Annotated in this window: 16 protein-coding genes and 1 pseudogene; 13 read left to right on the top strand and 4 right to left on the bottom strand. The window is 53.5% G+C overall.

Annotated features, from left to right (window positions below; genetic code table 11):
* The first annotated feature begins 222 nt into the window (after positions 1-222).
* Positions 223-2,064, top strand: coding sequence for a tyrosine-type recombinase/integrase (locus BLP82_RS16740; protein ID WP_092170229.1), 1,842 nt, complete (start codon positions 223-225; stop codon positions 2,062-2,064).
* Positions 2,065-2,397: 333 nt separating this feature from the next.
* Here BLP82_RS16740 and BLP82_RS16735 read toward each other — a convergent pair.
* The 4 genes and pseudogenes from BLP82_RS16735 to BLP82_RS16720 all read right to left on the bottom strand — a co-directional run.
* Positions 2,398-3,388: pseudogene (locus BLP82_RS16735) on the bottom strand (transposase); the annotation flags it as partial.
* 160 nt (positions 3,389-3,548) lie between these two features.
* On the bottom strand, positions 3,549-3,755 hold the full coding sequence (locus BLP82_RS16730) for a hypothetical protein (RefSeq protein WP_092170225.1): 207 nt from the start codon (positions 3,753-3,755) through the stop codon (positions 3,549-3,551).
* A gap of 139 nt (positions 3,756-3,894) precedes the next feature.
* Positions 3,895-4,500, bottom strand: a complete 606-nt coding sequence (locus BLP82_RS16725; RefSeq protein WP_092170222.1) for a TetR/AcrR family transcriptional regulator — start codon at positions 4,498-4,500, stop codon at positions 3,895-3,897.
* 14 nt (positions 4,501-4,514) lie between these two features.
* Positions 4,515-5,471: a LysR family transcriptional regulator gene (locus BLP82_RS16720; RefSeq protein ID WP_092170218.1), complete on the bottom strand. Its 957-nt coding sequence runs from the start codon at positions 5,469-5,471 to the stop codon at positions 4,515-4,517.
* 261 nt (positions 5,472-5,732) lie between these two features.
* On the opposite strand from BLP82_RS16720, the gene purU reads away from it, so the two are divergent.
* The 12 genes from purU to BLP82_RS16660 all read left to right on the top strand — a co-directional run bounded on the left by purU (position 5,733) and on the right by BLP82_RS16660 (position 19,296).
* A complete protein-coding gene (gene purU / locus BLP82_RS16715; protein ID WP_218189425.1) occupies positions 5,733-6,596 on the top strand; it encodes a formyltetrahydrofolate deformylase in 864 nt (287 codons plus the stop codon).
* Between the two features lie 33 nt (positions 6,597-6,629).
* Positions 6,630-7,907 carry an aminomethyltransferase family protein gene (locus BLP82_RS16710; RefSeq protein ID WP_092170215.1) on the top strand — a complete coding sequence of 426 codons (1,278 nt, stop codon included), beginning with the start codon at positions 6,630-6,632 and terminating at the stop codon, positions 7,905-7,907.
* A gap of 13 nt (positions 7,908-7,920) precedes the next feature.
* Positions 7,921-8,796, top strand: coding sequence for a bifunctional methylenetetrahydrofolate dehydrogenase/methenyltetrahydrofolate cyclohydrolase FolD (gene folD, locus BLP82_RS16705; protein WP_092170212.1), 876 nt, complete (start codon positions 7,921-7,923; stop codon positions 8,794-8,796).
* Positions 8,797-8,848: 52 nt separating this feature from the next.
* Positions 8,849-9,637 carry a glucose 1-dehydrogenase gene (locus tag BLP82_RS16700; RefSeq protein WP_092170208.1) on the top strand — a complete coding sequence of 263 codons (789 nt, stop codon included), beginning with the start codon at positions 8,849-8,851 and terminating at the stop codon, positions 9,635-9,637.
* A gap of 182 nt (positions 9,638-9,819) precedes the next feature.
* Positions 9,820-10,809 (top strand): aminopeptidase, encoded by a 990-nt coding sequence (locus BLP82_RS16695; protein ID WP_092170205.1) that lies wholly within the window; start codon positions 9,820-9,822, stop codon positions 10,807-10,809.
* 71 nt (positions 10,810-10,880) lie between these two features.
* Positions 10,881-12,308, top strand: coding sequence for an aldehyde dehydrogenase family protein (locus tag BLP82_RS16690; protein ID WP_092170202.1), 1,428 nt, complete (start codon positions 10,881-10,883; stop codon positions 12,306-12,308).
* Positions 12,309-12,352: 44 nt separating this feature from the next.
* On the top strand, positions 12,353-13,993 hold the full coding sequence (locus BLP82_RS16685; RefSeq protein ID WP_092170198.1) for a GMC family oxidoreductase: 1,641 nt from the start codon (positions 12,353-12,355) through the stop codon (positions 13,991-13,993).
* Positions 13,994-14,091: 98 nt separating this feature from the next.
* Positions 14,092-15,270 carry a cytochrome P450 gene (locus tag BLP82_RS16680; protein ID WP_092170195.1) on the top strand — a complete coding sequence of 393 codons (1,179 nt, stop codon included), beginning with the start codon at positions 14,092-14,094 and terminating at the stop codon, positions 15,268-15,270.
* A gap of 37 nt (positions 15,271-15,307) precedes the next feature.
* On the top strand, positions 15,308-16,135 hold the full coding sequence (locus BLP82_RS16675) for an SDR family NAD(P)-dependent oxidoreductase (protein WP_092170190.1): 828 nt from the start codon (positions 15,308-15,310) through the stop codon (positions 16,133-16,135).
* Positions 16,136-16,227: 92 nt separating this feature from the next.
* Positions 16,228-17,154, top strand: a complete 927-nt coding sequence (locus BLP82_RS16670; protein ID WP_092170186.1) for an MBL fold metallo-hydrolase — start codon at positions 16,228-16,230, stop codon at positions 17,152-17,154.
* A 121-nt stretch (positions 17,155-17,275) separates the two neighbouring features.
* Positions 17,276-18,085 (top strand): SDR family NAD(P)-dependent oxidoreductase, encoded by an 810-nt coding sequence (locus BLP82_RS16665; RefSeq protein WP_092170182.1) that lies wholly within the window; start codon positions 17,276-17,278, stop codon positions 18,083-18,085.
* A gap of 44 nt (positions 18,086-18,129) precedes the next feature.
* Positions 18,130-19,296, top strand: coding sequence for a serine hydrolase domain-containing protein (locus BLP82_RS16660; protein ID WP_092170178.1), 1,167 nt, complete (start codon positions 18,130-18,132; stop codon positions 19,294-19,296).
* Positions 19,297-19,318 lie beyond the last annotated feature (22 nt).

Raw genomic sequence — 19,318 nt, 5'->3', positions numbered from 1 at the left:
AATATTGCGCTGCAGAGTTCCACTGAATTCTGTAAGTGATTGAAATAAGGGCCTTTAGGCCCTTTTTTCGTTCCAGCGGGAACCACTGAAATCCAGCACTATCCGGTGTGTTTAAGTCCAGAATTGAGTCCAGGATTCTGACGAGCACTGAATCGGTTTAATGCTGGAGCAGATTGTGTAGCGAGATGAGCATCTGGCCCTGACTCTGTTCAGGAGCTCGCGATGGCACTCTCAGAAATGACAGTTCGGCATGCCCGAATCACCGGTAATGACTACACCCTCGGCGACAGTGATGGTCTCACGCTCAATGTGACGGCCAGAGGCGGAAAAGTCTGGCTCTTCCGTTACTACTGGGCAGGCAAGCAGAAGCGCATGTCCTTGGGTTGCTACCCACAAATCTCTCTCAAAGAAGCACGTACTCGACGTGACGAGGCGCGCGCCTTGGTTGCCCAGGGCATCAACCCTTATGAGCATCGTAAACAACAGCGGCTTGCTGTTCGTTTTGCGACAGAGCATACCTTCGAGGTCGTGTTCAATCAGTGGGTAGAGTTCCGCAGGTTGAGCCTAAAGGAAGGACGCCAGAGCACGCTCTCGCAAATCTTGCGAATCTTCAATAAAGACGTCTTGCCCATACTGGGTGGACGGTCTATCTACGATATCAATCGTCACGATCTGCTGGATTTACTGAGCAGAATCGAACAGCGCAAGGCCTTAACCACCGCCGAAAAATGCCGAACCTGGTTCAACCAACTGTTCCGTTATGCGCTGGTGAAGATCGAGGGGCTGGAACACAATCCGGCTTCAGACCTTGATGTTGTTGCACTCCCCAAACCGCCTGTTACGCACAACCCATTTCTTCGTATGGACGAGCTTCCGGGATTGATGGCTGCTCTTCGAAATTACGGTGGCGTCAACCAAACTCGGCTTGGCCTTCGGTTGTTGTTGCTGACCGGTGTCCGCACGGGCGAATTGCGGTTGGCGACGCCCGACCAGTTCGATCTGGAGAAGCGTTTGTGGGTCATACCGGCGGAGGTGGTGAAGCAGCTCCAGTTAGCGATGCGAAAGGCGGGTAAGCAGATCCAAAACGTACCGCCCTACATCGTGCCGCTGTCGGTGCAGGCGCTCGAGATCGTGCGTCACTTGCTGGATCAGGTTGTCCCCGCACAGCGCTACTTATTTGTGCATCGAAGCGACCTGAGCAAGCGCATCAGTGAGAACACGCTGAATGGCGCGCTACGCCGGATGGGGTACGCCGATCAACTCACCGGTCATGGAATGAGGGCGACGATCTCGACGGCGTTGAACGAGATCGGATACCCGAAGGTGTGGGTGGATGCTCAGCTTTCTCATGCGGATCCGGATAAGGTGAGTGCGGCTTACAACCACGCGGAGTATGTCGAGCAGCGCCGAACGATGATGCAGGACTGGGCGAATCGTCTGGATCTTTGGGGGCAGGGCCAACTGAAAGCGGCAAGCTCTCCACTGACTATTCGTTTAGAAGGTGCAGCGTCGTTACCTTCGTTGGAAAACGCGAATGCCAACGCCGTTCTGTACAGTAGTGGCTTCCCACCGACGACTGTCTCTGCCTCCGAAATGTCCGTCAGCAACGAACCGGTCCATCACGCGGCTCAGTATTCACCTGTCCTACCTGCTCCAACGCAGGCTGAACAGCTGCGCGAACCTCAAGTATCTGACATACAACGTCAGCGCGCCGAGATGCTAGCTACCTATGAAGCTTCGAATAATTTGCCGCTGCTTGTCTTCGCCAAACTGGCAGGAAAATCCCGAGATCAGATCAACCGCGATATCAAGGCTCGGCGCCTGCTATCCCTGAGCCTAGGGAATCGCGGTCAGCGCATTCCCGATTGGCAACTTGATCCACTGCGGCACAAGTTGGTACTTGCTGTGTTAGCGCGATTTCCGGATGTCGATGCATGGAGGCTTTACCGGACGGTCTGTGAGCCTCATGAGCGACTGAAGGGGCATTCGCCAATCGATGTACTCACTCTGGAGAATTTCGAAGTGACTGTGCGGATCGTTTGTAGCGCGCTGGGCTCAAGCTGAGGTGCTGTCTCGTGCGGTGATAACGAATGTTGCTGCTTTCTTGGGCCCGTCTAGCGCTACTCCTGAATGTGTGGGCTACGCAAGTCGCCTGATGTTTCGGAGCTGGTTGGCTAGAGGATTCTATTGCGCAGGAAGACGCCATTTGGCAATATCCCGCTCCCGCACTCTCTTGTCAGCCCTCCATCCCTCTCATTTTGGGGCTGTGTTTTTGAGGGGCGGGTAATCACCCGGCCTCGTCAGACTGTGTGAAAACGCAGTCCGCCGCGGTTTAAAGCAAATGCCCCGACTTGTCGGGGCATTTGCTTTTCTGCAATCTGAAAAATGAAGGGCCTTTCAGCCCATCAGCGCCATCAGCTTCTGTGCTCCCAGCACCTGGATAGCTCTTTTCAAGTTGTAGGCCTGGTACTGCAAGTGCCATTTCTGCGCGAGCACCCTGTAACTGGCGCAGCAAAAACCGGCCATTGCCGAAAATCCATTGCTTCAGGTTGCCGAAGGGATGTTCGACGATGGAGCGCCGATGCCCCATCATTTCCAGGTGCGCCTTCATTCGCACTTCCATTCGCTCAAATGCTGCTTCATGGGCGTGGCGCATCAGATACCGGCGTTCTGCCTTGGTGCAGCGGTTTTTCAGCGGACAACTTCGGCAGTCGCTGATGGCCGCCTGATAGATTCGGTCGCCCTTGCTCAGTTGCTTGAGTGTCAGCCGGTTGCCTGCGGGGCATTGGTACTGATCGGTGTTCGAGTCGTAGTTGAATTCGGTGCGGTCAAAGTATTGCTCGTCGCCACCGGTGGTGTTGATCGCCCGATTGGGAGGCACAAAAGCCGTGATCGCCGCGTCTTCGCAGGCCTGGAACTGGGCACCATTGGAATAACCGGCATCCGCCGTGACGCAAAGTTCGGATTGATCCAGCTTCTCTTTGGCTGCTTTGGCCATCGGTTCCAACTGACGGTTGTCGGTGCCTTCCTGAGTCACTTCGTGGTGCAGAATCAGGCAATGCTTGGCATCCACCGCACTTTGAATGTTGTAGGCCACGAGCGGCCCGGACGCTGTTCGCATTTTTTGCGCATCGGATTCACCCACAACGTGCTGAACCAGACCTTGAGCTTGCATCAGCACTTGGCAGGTCTGGTTATTGGCCTTTTTTACCTGCAACTCCGCCAGCGCTGCCTGCACCGCTGAACGATCAATCGACTCGCCTTCTTCGTCACGATCGGCCTCATCGAGTTGCGCCAGATAATGCGCAATTTTCTTGTCGAGCGCCGCTTCCCGTTGCTGGAGCTTTTTCGGTGTCAGATGTTTGCGGCTGGAAGCCACAGCTTGAAATAGGTTGGTGGTAGTTTTTGGGGCATCAAACTACGCGTCGGAGGTTGAAACCTTGAATGTCCGCAGCGCCTTTCAGGCTGAGACTTCACGTAGGAACGTGCTGAAAAGGCGCTTTCACCGCCCGATCCTATGAAAACACCGACTTTTTCAAAAAAAGAATTCACCCGAAGCGGATATTGCGTTTATTGCGCATCGAGACCAGAAGGCTAAGGACTTGCGTACACGTGAAGCCAAGGATCAGAAAACTGGCTCCGTGGGCTGCTGCAAAAAGTTGCCAGATAGCGAACAGTAGCAACTGCAAGGTCCGTTCAGCCAAAACGTATAGCTGTTCCGGTGTCTTCTGATTGGGATTGGGCGAGGAATTCATGCCCCTGATCGTGCCAGAGCAGGCGATCGGCGGCGATCAATCAATAGGCTGATGGCAGGTGCAAAAACACTCTGATCGCGCCGCCTGTACCAACCGGTTGCCAAGGCAACCCCAATACCAAGGCGTGAAATTGCTCGATTTACTCGCCAAACTCAGCAAACCATTGTGTTGCGAGAGATTGGACAACTTGGGTACGGCTGATGGGAGCTGACCCACTCAGCCACATCATCAACACATGCTCAGTGTAAGTGCCAAGCATAAACAAGCGAAGTTTTGCATTCTCAAGATTATGGCTGTTGCGACCCGACCAAGCTGGTAATTGAGAGGATACTTCCCATATTCGCTTAAACCACGCTCTTGAAAGTTCAGGCTCAAGCGCAATTGCTTCATTTGACGCTAATGCGATAGATCGACTGTTTTCCCAGAAAATAACAAGAGCTGCTACCCAGTCTTCAATGCCGGTTTTCGAAAGAGGGGACTCGCTGTCAAGCTTTAACAAGAGAGACAGCATTTGAGGCATGTAAATTTCTTGCCAACCGGCCATCAAAGCCTCAGGCTTGCTGCGGAAGTGCAGATAGAAAGTAGCGCGGCCGGTACCTGCATAAGAGGTAATGTTGTCGATGGTTGCGCTCTGATAGCCTTTTGAGCTAATTATATCAATTGTCGCTTTGAGTAAGCGCTCGCGAGTTTCTTGCTGTTGCTCTGCTCTTAGCGTTGCGGGCTTTCTTAACTTCTTGTTAATCAAAGCAAAACCTCATCTCAATTCGATTTTTTACGTTCGGCATAAGTTGGCGACATCGCTAGCGAAGGGTCCAGGTTCTTTAACTCTTCACGCACAACTTGTCGCAACCAGCTCACCGAAGGCTCATCTTCCATTCTCTTGTGCCAATGAAGCTTCAGCTCAAACTTTGGAACCTCAACGGGCGGCGGCAATAACCTAATCTGATTGCTGGCGAACCATATGCCTAATGATAACGGCACCGTAGCAATCATGTCTGTACTGGCTATCAATTGGGGGACGCTCATGAAGTGGGGAACCTCCAAATGGATACGGCGATGTAGTTTCAGCTCCCTCAAGTGATATTCAAAAATCTCTTGGCTTCGCCCCTCTTGGTTCACCACAAGATGATCTGCCCCTAAAAACTGTTCCAGGCTCAGTGAGTCCTTAATCGTTGGGTGGTCACTGCGTACGATGCAGGTGAACGAATGGTCGAAAAGATCCTGAGTAATGACAGCGCTACCAGAAAGATCGGGGAAATAACCTATGGCGAGATCAACGCTGCCTTGCTCCAGGGCTGACTCCAACTGCTGATGAGGTAGAGATACGCATCGGAGATCGGTATGAGGCGCATCTTCACCAAGACGCCTCAGGATGGGGGGGACGAAGATAAGTGCTCCGATGTCAGACGTGCTGATGGTGAAAAGCCTGTCGCTATCGGTGGGTTTGAAGATCGGCTTCGAGAGAATGTCGGTTTTTATGGACTGCAAGACATTGGATACGGCTGATGCGATTGAAAGGGCGAAAGGGGTCGCCCGCATGCCCCTCCCTGTCGATTGGAACAGAGGATCTTCGAAATAGTCACGCAGGCGTCGCAAGCTAGCACTGGCCATCGGCTGGCTCATCCCCAGTCGACGTGCAGCCGCCGAAAGGTTCTGTTCCCTGTTCAACTCATCCAGCAAAAGCAGCAAATTGAGGTCAAGCCGTCTGATATCCATCCTGCTTATATCTCTTATTGTTTTTTAAGGGATTCTCAATGTTTTCGGTATGTCGTAGGGTGTTGCCACATAGGGAGCGCAGGTGTTGGGCAGAAAGAGTATTGCAAGGCCATATTGGTTCTGAATTTTTCTTTCATAGAGTGAGTCTATGCCTCATATAATACTATAAGTGATCTACTTAAATCAATTATTCGATCTGTTCTGAGGGTGATCGATTTAAGTGTATAAAGCCAAATATAATTGAGATTGTTGGTGAAATCAATCGTGAACAAAAATAATCAATATGTGCTTTCGCTGGCCTGTCTGGACGCTCCAGGGATTGTTTCTGAGGTTACTACCTACCTCTTCAAGCATGGAGCGAATATCGTTGAGGCGGAGCAGTTCAATGATGAGGAAAGTAAAAAATTCTTCATGCGAGTGGTCGTCGAAATAGATGAGCCCGCAGTTCGTGACATTGAGCGCACTTTTTCAGAGATTGTTAAAAAGTACAATGCGGAGTGGTGGTTTAGAGCGCGTACTGATCGTAAAAAAGTCGTGATTATGGTTTCAAAGTTTGACCATTGCCTGGGTGATTTGCTTTATCGCCATCGCCTAGGTGAGTTAAATATGGATGTTGTTGGTATTGTTTCCAACCACCCACGCGAGTCATTGAGTGTAAGTTTAGTTGGCAGCATTCCTTTCCATTACTTACCTGTTACCGCAGAAACTAAGTCTTCGCAAGAAGCACAAATCAAGAAGATTGTGACTGAGAGTCAAGCTGATTTGGTGGTACTTGCTCGGTACATGCAAATTCTGTCGGATGACCTCTCTGTCTTTCTGTCGGGCCGGTGCATAAACATCCACCACAGCTTCTTGCCTGGTTTCAAAGGAGCAAAGCCCTATCACCAAGCTCATACCCGTGGCGTAAAGCTTATCGGGGCAACGGCTCATTTCGTCACTGCCGACCTGGATGAAGGTCCGATCATCGAGCAAGACGTTGAACGAGTAAGCCATCGGGATTCCGCTGAAGATCTAGTCCGCAAAGGGCGTGATATCGAGCGTCGGGTGCTGTCTCGCGCAGTGTTGCTTTTCCTTGAGGATCGACTCATTGCAAACGGTCGGCGAACCGTCGTATTTGCCGACTGATCACGCCAAAAAAAATAAGTCAGGAGCTAATTCATGAGCACTAATGGCATGCGCAAAACGCCAGAAGGATACTTCACCAGTCGTTGGGGGCAACCCGAGTACACCGACTGGATCGACGAGAGCATGTCTTGGAAACAGACCTGTTCAATTGGCGACTGGTCTTTCCTTTGGGAGCGTAAGTTTAAAGGTCCTGATGCGCTTAAGCTGTTCTCTGATATCTCCGTTAACAGCTTCGAAAAATTCGACATCCTGCAATCGAAGCACGTTACACATACGACTCAAGCCGGCAAGGTGATTGCTGAAGGCATTCTCACTAGACTTACTGGAGATGAGTTCCTGCTGTTCGGGCGTGGCACTTTCTGGGCCGAGTACGTTCGCCGCAACGGAAACTACAGCGTCGTCTCTGAAGTCCAGGATGGATTCAATTTCCAGGTTGCTGGTCCTACCGCTCTTCCATTGATCGAGCAGGTTTCGGGGCAGTCGTTGCGAGACGTGAAATTCATGCACTCCGCTGAGATTGAAATCGCCGGTTGCCGAATGTTGGCTCTGCGCCAGGGCATGTCGGGCGAGATCGGGTTTGAGTTGCAGGGGCCAAAGGCTGATGCCGCCAAGGTCTATGAGACCATTGTCGCGGCAGGGCAGGAATATGGTCTTCGCCGTCTCGGTGGGCGCGCGGTGTTTATCAACCATCTTGAAGCCTGCTTCCCAACCATCGTCACGGATTATATGCCAGCAATCTTCGACTCGGAGATGGAGGGCTATTTAAAGGAATTTCGTTCGGCTATGCCGAGCTTTGCTTCGACCTTTAATGTCGCCGGTAGCTTTGAATCCAACAACGTCAGCGACTGGTACCGTAGCCCTGTCGAACTTGGTTGGGCAAAAACAATCAAGTTTGACCACGAATTCATTGGGCGAGCAGCCCTGGAAAAGGAAGTCGCTCAGCCGCGTCGTGTCATGCGCACTTTGGTTTGGAATGGTGATGACGTCGCAGCGGTTTACGCGTCTCTGTTCCAGAAGGAACTGACGCCGTTCCAGTACATGGAAATGCCGCGAGATCAGCGCGGCTTCATGTACGCAGATCGGGTATTGCGAAATGGACGAGACGTAGGCGTGACCACTTCGCGCGGATATAGCTTCTATTTCCGCGAAATGCTCTCGCTTTGCACCATCGATGTGGAGCATGCGGACATAGGCAATGAAGTGAGTGTGATCTGGGGTGACCCAGGCAAGCCGCAGAAAGAGATTCGCGCGACAGTTGCAACTGCTCCCTACAAGCAAGACAACCGGCGCTCAGATTTGAGCAAAGTTTGATAGGGGGCAGCTCATGACGGCGCAATTGATTGACGGGAAGGCCATTGCGGCTCAAGTCAGACTTGAAGTCAAAGAAGGCGTTGCTGCCTTCGTCGCTGCTGGCTGGCCCATTCCTGCGTTAGCGGTTGTGCTTGTCGGAGAAGATCCGGCAAGCGAAGTTTACGTCGAGAATAAGGTCCGGCAGACAGAAGCCGTTGGGATGCGCTCGCAGCGCTTCGTACTGCCTGCGGACACTAGTGAAAACGATCTGCTTGCATTGATTGATAAGCTCAACACTGACGATTCGGTAAGCGGAATTCTGGTGCAGTTCCCGTTGCCGCCGCAGTTTGACGTAGCCAATGTAATCAGTGCGATTGATCCCGGAAAGGACGTCGATGGCTTCAATCCGCTGAACGTCGGTCGTTTGGCGGCGGGCTTAGATGGAGGGTTGACACCCTGCACCCCTATGGGGGTCATGCGCCTTATACGCTCGGTACATGATGATATAGCCGGTCTTGGCGTCTTGGTAGTCGGTGCTTCGAACGTGGTAGGCCGTCCTCTAGCGCGCCTGCTACTTCAAGCGCAGTGCACGGTATCTATCGCTCACATTCGGACGACAGACCTTGAAAAACGCTGCCGAGAAGCAGATATCCTAGTCGTTGCTACAGGTGTTCCCGGGCTTATTCGCGGCGACTTCATTAAGCCTGGAGCAACGGTGATCGATGTCGGGATCAGCCGTGTGAGGCTCCCTAGCGGTAAAGACAAACTCACCGGTGATGTCGCATTCGACGAAGCTGTGGAGGTAGCAGGCGCAATTACCCCTGTTCCAGGGGGCGTAGGTCCGATGACTATCGCGTGTCTGCTAGCTAATACATTGCAAGCCGCCAAAGCCTCTGTCGGCTTAGTCTGAGACGTCACGCAGTTGAACACCCAGATCTACTAATAAAAACAACGAGGTCGCTATGAACGTTAAATATGATTTCTCTGGAAAAGTTGCTTTGGTAACTGGTGCAGGTTCAGGTATAGGACGTGCTACGGCGCTTGCTTTTGCTCAGGCTGGTGCTTCGGTTGCGGTAGCAGATATTGCGGCAGAGCACGGTCAAGAGACCGTTCGACTAATCAAGCGAGCTGGTGGCGAGGCCACATTTTTTTATGTAGATGTAGGGTCAGAGGAAAGTGTTGAGGCGATGTTGGCCGGTGTTGTAGATCAGTACGGCGGTCTTGATTTTGCTCACAACAACGCAGGCATTGAAGCCAATATTGTTCCGTTGGCCGAGCTGGATTCTGACAACTGGCGTCGCGTTATCGATGTCAATTTGTCCTCGATCTTCTACTGCCTCAAAGGCGAGATTCCTCTGCTGCTCGCTCGGGGCGGCGGTGCCATCGTAAATACCGCCTCTGCATCCGGTTTGATTGGTGGCTACCGCCTCTCAGGTTATACCGCTACCAAGCATGGCGTCGTTGGTCTGACGAAGGCAGCGGCAATTGATTATGCCAACCAGAACATTCGCATCAACGCAGTTTGCCCTGGCCCGGTCGATTCTCCGTTCCTCAAAGACATGCCTCAACCGATGCGTGATCGTCTGCTGTTTGGCACCCCCATCGGTCGTTTGGCAATTGCTGAGGAAATAGCGCGCTCCGTCCTTTGGCTGTGCTCGGATGACTCCAAATACGTACTCGGTCATTCCCTTTCTGTGGATGGCGGTGTTGCGGTGACTGCAGTTGGCACCCGTATGGACGACTTGTTCTAACCACTGAGTTGTAAGCAGGAAGGTAAACGCCGGATCTGTCGTCGTTATTGCTGCAAACCCCGACGGACTTCGCTGCGAAGTTCTCGTTATTTCTGTTTTCAGGCGGCGCTGCGCATTGACGTAATGGCGTTGATGGCCTTCTGCCGCCTTTTTTGTACCGCAAGCAAACGGAGACTCAAGAGTTGAGCAGTCAAGATTTAGTGCGGGTATTGGAAACGCCCCTGAAGCTGAATGCGAAGCCGGGCGAGAAAATCTACATCATCACTGACACTTCTATGGAGCAAGAGGTTTGGCAGGCGCTTGCCGATGCTGCGCTCAGTCTATTCATGGAGCCCACCGTGGCGATCATGCAGCCGCGAGCTTTTCATGCTCAAGACCCGGTACCTGCCGTGGTCGCGGGTGCTCTTGATCCCAGCAACGATTTGGTTGTTTATCTCACCAGCACGGCACTTGCGCATGCTCCGATCACAGAGCTTCTAATTGAGCATGGGCGTCGTTTCGTGCTGATGGAAGAACTGACCGCATCCATGCTGGCGAAGGACGGTCCGGCAGGTGCGGACTACTTCGCGCTGAACGTTCTCGGCAAGAAAATCGCCGACATTTTTACCAACGGAAGGCAGGTCACAGTGACTTGTCCTAACGGTACCAACTTGACTGCGAGCATCGAGGGGCGGGTCGGACGCGCTATTACCGGGCTCCCGGTAGTTATGCGCCCTGGTGGAGGAAGCGGCTGTGCCTTCCCAGATGGCGAAACACACGTCTGTCCAGTTGAAGGTACAGGCGAGGGAACTGTCGTTTTCGACTTGACCGCTCACTCCGTTGGTGCATTGCGAGAGCACATCACTGTCACTGTGAGGAACGGCATGGCTGTCGCCATCGAGGGTGGTGAGCAAGCGGCTGCTTGGCGCGAGATTTTTGCGCAACACGGTGACCCTGAAAGCTTTAACTGCCCAGCCGAGATTGCCATTGGGTTGAACCCCAAGGTTCGCCCGACCGGCTCGATGCGCACCGATAAAAAGATGTACGCGACCTCTCACATTGGGCTTGGGGATACCACTGCATTAGGTGGTACCTGCAAGGCCAAGTTGCGTCTTGAGGGCGTCATTCGCGAACCCTGCATCAGCGTGGACGGCGTCGTGATCACTCGTGCCGGGAAAATTCTGCTCGATTAGTTAACCAGCGCTACGAGCTTCGTATTGCCTACGTCGCGCCTGATTGGCGGACGATTTTTTGTGAGAACGCTATGACTACTCAATGGAACCATTACATCAACGGCGATTTTATTGCTCCTTCGTCGGGCGAGTTCATTTATGAATTCGTTCCTACGACTGGGCTTCAGGGTGATCAAATTGCCCGTGGCTCTGCTGCTGACGTGGACCTCGCGGTTAGCTCTGCCGCCGCCGCCCAGTCTGCATGGAATGCTCGTAAACCCATTGAACGTGGGCGTGTCCTTCTCGCAATCGCGCGTTTGATTCGAACAAACGCTGCTGCGTTTTGCACAAAGGAAGCCGAAGAAACCGGGAAACCGGTGAAGATGGCTGCATTTGAAATCGAGGCCTGCGCTCAGTACTTCGAGTACTACGGTGGTTTGGCAACCGCGATCCAGGGCGAGACCATCAATTTGGGCCCCAACTATCACGCTTACACCACCCGCGAAGCATTCGGTGTAGTAGGGGTGATTCTGCCGTGGAACTCCCCGCTGAATCAGGCTGGCCGGGCTATTGCCCCGGCACTCGTTTCCGGTAATACGGTTGTGGTGAAACCTTCAGAATTCACCTCTATCACCATGCTGCAGCTGGCTGAAATGGCTGTGAAAGAAGCGGGTCTGCCTGCTGGAGTCCTGAACGTGATTACCGGTACCGGTAAGGAGATCGGCGAACCGTTGGTTAAGCACCCCCTGATTCGAAAAGTCGCGTTCACAGGTTCGGTTCGCGCGGGTAAAGAGATCGGCAAACTCGCCGCAGATCGCATTATTCCGCTTTCCCTTGAGTTGGGCGGTAAGTCGCCAAACATCGTCTTTGAAGATGCAGACCTGGATCGTGCAGTTGCCGGCAGCGTGTTCGCATTTACGGTGAACACAGGCCAGGTTTGCCTGGCTGGCACTCGCTGCCTGGTGCACCAATCGATCTACCAAAAGTTCGCCAAAAAGCTTGCCAGCGCGGTGGAGGCTCTCGAGTTCAGTGATGGTGAGAACTTCGGGTTGGGGCCTTTGACAACCAAGGCCCAGTACGAACAGGTACACGCCTACAACAAGCTGGCGATCCAAGAAGGCGCAGAACAACTGGTAGGCGGCGATGTGCCGAGCGACAAAGCGGGTTGGTATGTCCGCCCGACCGTTTTCACCAATGTGAACAACTCCATGCGTATCGCGCGGGAGGAGATCTTTGGTCCGGTATTGGTCCTGATGCCGTTCAAAGATGAGCAGGAGGCGGTGGTCATCGCAAACGACTCGGAATACGGCCTGGCTGCAGGGCTATGGACCTCTGATTTGGCTCGCGCGCACCGAGTCGCTGCGCAACTTGAGGCCGGTCAGGTGTATGTCAACGAATACCCTTCCGGTGGTGTTGAAACGCCTTTTGGTGGATTCAAACAGAGTGGTTATGGCCGTGAAAAAGGCCTGGAGGCGCTCCACCACTACACCCAAACCAAGACGACCATCATCCGAATTTAATCGCGAAGAGCAGATTCGATTGCGTCTGGAATGAGGAGCCGCGGGTGTACGACTACATAATCATTGGAGCAGGTTCAGCCGGTTGCGTGTTAGCCAATCGGCTGTCTGCAAACCCAAGCCATTCTGTCCTTCTGCTGGAGGCCGGCGAGAAGCCAAAGGGGTTGTGGGCTTCTATGCCAGCCGGGGTGTCTCGGATCATTTTGCCTGGGCCGCTGAACTGGGCGTACCAATCAGAACCGGACCCCAGCCTGGGGGGGCGGACGATTTATGTTCCTCGCGGGAAGGCGTTGGGCGGTTCCAGCGCGATCAACGGAATGGCATTTCTTCGAGGACATCGGGCTGACTACGACCAATGGGAAGCGCTTGGGAATCCAGGCTGGGGTTGGAATGACGTCCTGCCATTTTTCAAGAAAATTGAGCACCGTGCCGAGGGCGATTCTCGGTTTCGCGGCCGAGATGGTGAGCTGTGGGTTACGGACCCTGTCTTCAAACATCGGTCCTCGGCAGCGTTTATTGAGTCATGTGTGGCAGCCGGTATTGAACGACTCGAAGACCTGAACTCTCCCGTTCCTGAAGGAACTGGTTTCCTTCAGTTCACCATCAAGGATGGTAGACGCCATTCGGCAGCGGCTGCCTTCCTGACACCGGTACTGGATCGGCCCAACCTGCATGTCGTTACTGGCGCGACAGTCGAAAGGCTGATCGTGGGAAACGGTCGCGCCATTGGCGTCGAGTACAGACGTGAAGGCGAAAAGGTGGTCGCTAACGCCTTCGAGACGATTCTCTCGGCAGGTGCAATTGACTCACCGAAACTGTTGATGCTTTCGGGTATCGGTCCATCCGAGGAACTGGAGCGCAACGGTATTCCGTTGATCAGTGACCTGCGTGGCGTCGGCCAGAACCTACACGACCATGTGTATGTGCACTCGGGTATCGAGACCGACCGCCAGGCTTCATTGAACAAAGACCTGCGCGGTATTCGATCCTTGTTACAGGGCGCGAATTATCTGCTCAGAGGCAAAGGCAGTTTAACGATGGGGGCCTCTCAGGCCATCGCCCTGACCAGGGTTTTGTCAGGTTCTAACCGCCCCGATACGCAGATCAACTATCGGCCATTGAGTTGGCATTTCAACAAGCAAGGGCTCGTCGAAATCGGAAAGGACAATGCAGTCACCATCTCTACGTGCCAGCTAAATCCCCGCTCTCGTGGCCGGCTTACGCTCGCCTCCAGCAACCCCGATGACGCTCCTCGAATTTACCCAAATTATTTCGGTGACGAGCGCGATATGGCTGCAGCTATCGCGGCTGTTCGAAAGGTCCGAGAGATCGTTGCGAAAGGGCCGTTAGCCCAACACGTGAAGAACGTAACGCCGCCAAATTCGCTAAGTGATCAGGAGATCGCAGATTACATCAGGCGAGAAGGCGCGAGCTCGATGATGCACTGGGTTGGCTCTTGCAAGATGGGTTCGGACGCCATGGCTGTGGTGGACGAGCGCTTGCGCGTCCACGGCATAGCAGGGCTGCGAGTGGTTGATGCGTCTGTTATGCCAACCATCACCTCCGGGAACACTAATGCTCCAACAATCATGATCGGTGAAAAAGGTGCCGCAATGATCCTAGAAGATCGAGGGCATGCGTGGGCAGAGATTCAGGTGCGGCCAATGGCAATAGGCAGCTCAACGTAAGCCTGGAAGTAAGACGGGCGAACCCCGACGTAGGCCAGTTTTTCCCATAACAAAAAAGCCAGAACTCATTGGCATCGACGATACACCGGAGAAACAAAATGTCTTCGACAACTCATGTGCCCAGCTCGTCGTTGGACCCTTTTTCGGAAGAGGCAATTGCAGCGGGACCGCAGTTTTTGATCGACTTGTGTGAGTCCGCACCCATCATCTGGCTTGAGAAGTATCAGGCGTATTGCACGGGTCGCCACGATCTCACTCAGAAGATCCTCCGCGATTGGCAAACCTTTACCTCGACCATCAAAGCCTTTGGGCCTCGTGAACATATCCCGAACATTCTGGTTGCGGAGGATCCACCGGATCACGCCGCCCATCGTGATCCTATTATGAAACTGTTCACTCCCGTTGCCTTGGCCAAGTATCAGGACTATTTCGATCAGTGCGCTGATGTTCTGGTTGAGGACTTGGTTCGGAGAGAGTACGTGGACGGTTTCTCTGACATTGCGGCCAGCTACGTGCTGAAGGTGTTTCCCGATGTCCTGGGTCTGAAAACCGTAGAGCGTCGGCGTCTGCTGGATTTCGGTGATCTTGCTTTCAACTCCACCATGCCAATGAATGATCTCTACAAAGAGTGCAAGGCTCGCAGTGGAGATGTGCTGGAGTGGTTCAACCAACAGTGTGTGCGTGCTGCGATCACTACTGATGGTATTGCCTCTGAAATCTATGCACTCGGAGACAAGGGCGAAGTTTCTGCTGATACCGCCTACCTTCTGGTTCGAGGTGTATTCACGGGTGGATTCGATACAACTGTGCTGTCGATTGCTTCTGGCCTCAAGGCATTTGCGGATAACCCGGAGCAATGGGACAAGCTGCGTGTCGACCCAGATCTGATGCGCCCTGCATTTGAGGAAGTCATCCGTCTGGATCCTCCGTCCAGATTTTTAGGTCGTGGTGTAACGACTGACACCGAGCTAGCCGGCGTCGCATTGAAGGCCGGTGATCGTATTGCGTGCTTCCTGGGAGCGGCAGGGCGTGACTCCCGTAAGTGGGAGCGTCACGACGCATTCGACATCGCCCGTAAAGGGGTTATGGGCCACACATCGTTTGGGTTCGGCCTGCATTCATGCTTGGGGCAAGCCGTCGCGCGGATGGAATTCAAGGCAATCATTTCTGCATTGGCGAAGCGAGTTCGACGAATCGAGCTAGTGGGCGAGCCTGTTCGGAATATCAACAACCAGGCCAGTGGTTGGAAGTCTCTGCCATTGAGGCTGGTCGGCTAATCGAGCAGTAATTCGATGAACTCGCGGAAGATTGATCATGAAGTTTGAAGAGGCTTTTTCGGTAGCAGGTGCCACTGTCATCGTGACCGGTGCGGCCAGTGGGCTAGGACTCGCGTTCACCGAGGCAATGGCGGTGGGCGGCGCGAACGTAGTAATGCTCGATTTGAACCCTCGACGGCTGAGTACCCAGGCTGATCGTCTAAAAGACCTGGGGTATTCGATAGCATCTCACGTCCTCAACGTGACTGACCGAAAAGCCGTCGACCTTATCTACGATCAGGTTGCGGCAACGTATGGCGGCATTGATGTGGTTTTCTCGAATGCAGGTATTGATCCTGGGCCAGGGTTTGCTGCGCTCAACGAAAACGGTGAACGTGATTCTGCCAACTACCTGGAACAGTACGCGGATGTCAGGTGGCAGAAGGTCATCTCCGTCAGTCTGGACGCGGTGTTCTACTCAATTCGAGCGGCAGCGCGCCATATGAGACCCCGTAAATCTGGTTCGATCATTGTCACCACATCGGTTTCGGCATTGAGGCCAGCCGTCACGCTAGGTGCTGCTTACGCGGCGGCCAAAGCAGGAGCCGCACAGTTGGTTCGTGCTACCGCTTTGGAGTTGGCAGGCGACGGGGTACGAGTCAATGCCATCGCCCCAGGCCCCTTTGAAACCGACATCGGCGGCGGCTTCATGCACCAGGATGAGATCCGGGCAAAGATGGCTGCTGGCGTGCCAATGGGGCGGGTCGCTGATGTGGAGGAAATAAAACCCCTGGCGCTTTATCTGGCTTCCCGTGCATCAGGTTTTGTAACCGGGCAACAGTTCGTAATTGACGGTGGCCTTTCCCTGTCTGCTGCCAGGGCTTGATCGCTCCAAACACTACGCAACGTTACAAGACCCCATGAGCTCGCTCAGGGTTTGTAGCAACCGCTTTGCCACGTGATTAGAGAGGACGAACAATGAACGATAAAATGTCCGCACTTGATACGGGTGCAGTTGTGAACCCAGGCTGGTATCGATTCAAGCTGGGTAGTTTTGAAATTACGGTCGTGTCAGATGGGCCTATGCCTTTGAAACCTCCGTCTTCCGGTTTTTCCGACGCGCCGTTGGACGAAGTGGATGCTCTCCTGACAGAGAACTTTTTGCCGACCGATCAGCTGCTGCTTGGCATGAATGCTCTCGTGATCAATACCGGAAAACGTGTGGTTTTGGTCGACACCGGAATGGGCGAAAGCATGGGCGAGTTGAGCCATATGTTTGGCCCCTCTACCTGCCATCTTCTCTCCAACCTTGTAGCTGCTGGATTCCGCCCTGAAGACATTGATGTCGTGGCGATCACGCACGCACATCCAGACCACTGTTGGGGGCTGGTGGACAACGAAGGTAAGCGAGTTTTTCCAAATGCCCAGGTGGCCATCGCGCAGGAAGAACTCGACTACTGGTTCGATAAGAACAATCGGTCCATTTCGTACTTTGCTGAGGTGAGCGTTGATGGCGCAATCAAAAACCTCACTCCCTACCTCGAATTCCTGATCATTGTGCGTGATGGCGAAGAGGTCGTTCCTGGGATTAAAGCTCTGCTCTGCGCTGGCCATTCTCCAGGTCATAGCGGCTACGTCATCAGTTCGGGCGAGGATGTATTGGTAACGACCGGCGACCTGGCACATCACTACATCCTTGCCATGAAGCATCCAGAGTGGCGCATCAGCTACGACACGAATTCGGATATGGCAGTGCAATCACGTCGGCGCATCTTCGACATGCTCGCTGATCAGAAGCTGTTAACACACGGTTATCACTTTCCATGGCCTGGCCTTGGACATGTCGTGAAGGAAGATGAGGGGTATCGATGGATTGCTGCTCCTATCTATACCTATCTGATCTAAAGGCTCTCTCGATATAGGAAATAAGCAACTAGACATTTAACTGTACCGTAGTACAGTGAGTGTATCGGCAAATACCAAAACGCAGGCGACCTACGCCTGCAATAACAAGAGAGGTAGGAGTATGTCGTTTCAAGAGAAGGTGGTCGTTCTCACTGGCGCTGCTTCCGGCATCGGGAAAGCAACGGTTCAGCTGTTAATCGAGCAAGGTGCCAAGGTGGCTGCATTGGACCTCAAAGGCGAGCAGCTGCTGGAGGCGTTCGGGAAAGATCCACGCGTACTGTGCATTCCAACCGACGTTAGTAACAGCGATGCCGTGCGCGCGGCATTTCAAACCATTGAATCGACATTGGGTCGCTTGGATGTGATCGTCAATGCCGCCGGCATCAACGCGCCAAATCGCGAAGCCAATCAGAAAATGGTCGATGCCAACGTTGCAGCACTCGACGCGATGAAGAGTGGCCGCGCCCCAGTCTTTGACTTCCTGGCAGACACCTCGGACGAAGACTTCCGTCGTGTGATGGAAGTGAACTTGTTCAGCCAGTTCTACTGCATCCGCGAAGGTGTACCGCTCATGCGCCGTTCTGGCGGCGGCAGCATCGTGAACATTTCCAGCGTTGCTGCGCTGATGGGGGTTGCGATGCCTCTGTACTACCCGGCATCCAAAGCAGCAGTCCTGGGTTTGACGCGCGCCGCTGCTGCCGAACTGGCGCCGTACAACATTCGCGTCAACGCGATTGCCCCAGGTTCAGTTGATACCCCCCTTATGCATGAGCAACCCCCTGAGGTTGTCCAGTTCCTCGTCAGCATGCAGCCGATTAAGCGATTGGCCAAACCCGAGGAGCTAGCCCAGAGCATTTTATTCTTGGCAGGTGAGCACTCGTCCTTCATCACTGGTCAGACGCTCTCGCCTAACGGCGGGATGTACATGTAAAGGCTGCTGCAGTTTCTAACTATAAAAACGTAGGGGTTTTAACCATGTCTTTCAAAGCAGGGTTTGACGCTCGTGCTCTCGAACGAGTCGAGTCGTCTCTTCGTGAAGACGTTGAGCGTGGTCTCATCGACGGTGCTGTGATCAAAGTTGCTCGGCACGGCGAAGTCGTACTCGACTCGGCAGTAGGTTATGCGGATCGCCACGCAGCAGTGCCGATGCGTGAGGATTCCGTTTTCAAGGTGTTGTCGCTGACCAAAGCATTTACGACCACACTGGTACTCGAAGCCATTGACCTTGGCTTGCTCTCCCTTACCACTCGCGTGGTGGATGTAATTCCTGAGTTTTGGGGCAGAGATCTATTCCGCAGCGGTCGAAAAGAGCGTGTAAACGTTGGGCACCTGCTGACCCACCGTGCTGGTCTTTCGCCTACGCCGCAGCCGCTTCCTTATGATCGACTTCATGTCTTGAGCGAAACGATTCAGGCAGTTTGCGAACTGGATGTGGTCGGCGAACCTGGAAAAGCCTTCAGCTATTCACCCACCGTCAATCATGCGTTGTTGGGTGAAATGGTTCGGCGCGTCCACGGCGCAGAAAGCTTCGCTGACCTGCTCGACAAACGCCTCTTCCGTCGCTTGGGCATGGCATCCACATCGTTGGGACCAATTCCCCAAACCGCTCAGCGCCGTGTTCCGCTGACTTCCAACTTCCCAGACGGTGGTTGGTTGACCAATGCTGACATCAAGGCTGTTGCTGATGCGATTGAAGCACCAGGCTCGCAGATGCCGTGGGTTGGTGCCATGACTTCTGCACCGGATGTTTTTGTATTTGCTGAAATGCTTCGTCAGAACGGTACTGGCAACGGTGAGCGCGTTCTCTCGCCGGCTGTAATCCGCAAAGCAACGACGCTGCAAACCGGGAATGCGATTAACGATTTGTACAAACTACTTGCAGATATGCGCCACTGGGATGTTCCGCCAGGAAACATGGGGCTGGGTTACGCCTTGGCCGGCGATGGGTTGACGGTGTCTCAGTTTGGGACACTCACATCCTCAGGAACCTATGGCAATTTCGGAGCGGGATCGACTCTGTTCTGGGTGGATCCAGAATCGCAAATTACCTTTGTGTGCCTGACTGCAAAAGTGATGGAAGAGAGCGAGAACATTTTGAGATTCCAACGTTTATCCGACTTGGTTGCTTCAGCAGCGCTTTAACCTAATTAGCCAATATCCGTGG

Origin of the sequence: Pseudomonas sp. NFACC37-1, from assembly GCF_900101575.1 — a bacterium.
Classification (GTDB): Bacteria; Pseudomonadota; Gammaproteobacteria; order Pseudomonadales; family Pseudomonadaceae; genus Aquipseudomonas; species Aquipseudomonas fluorescens_AA.
This window is presented reverse-complemented; position numbering and strand designations above follow the sequence as displayed.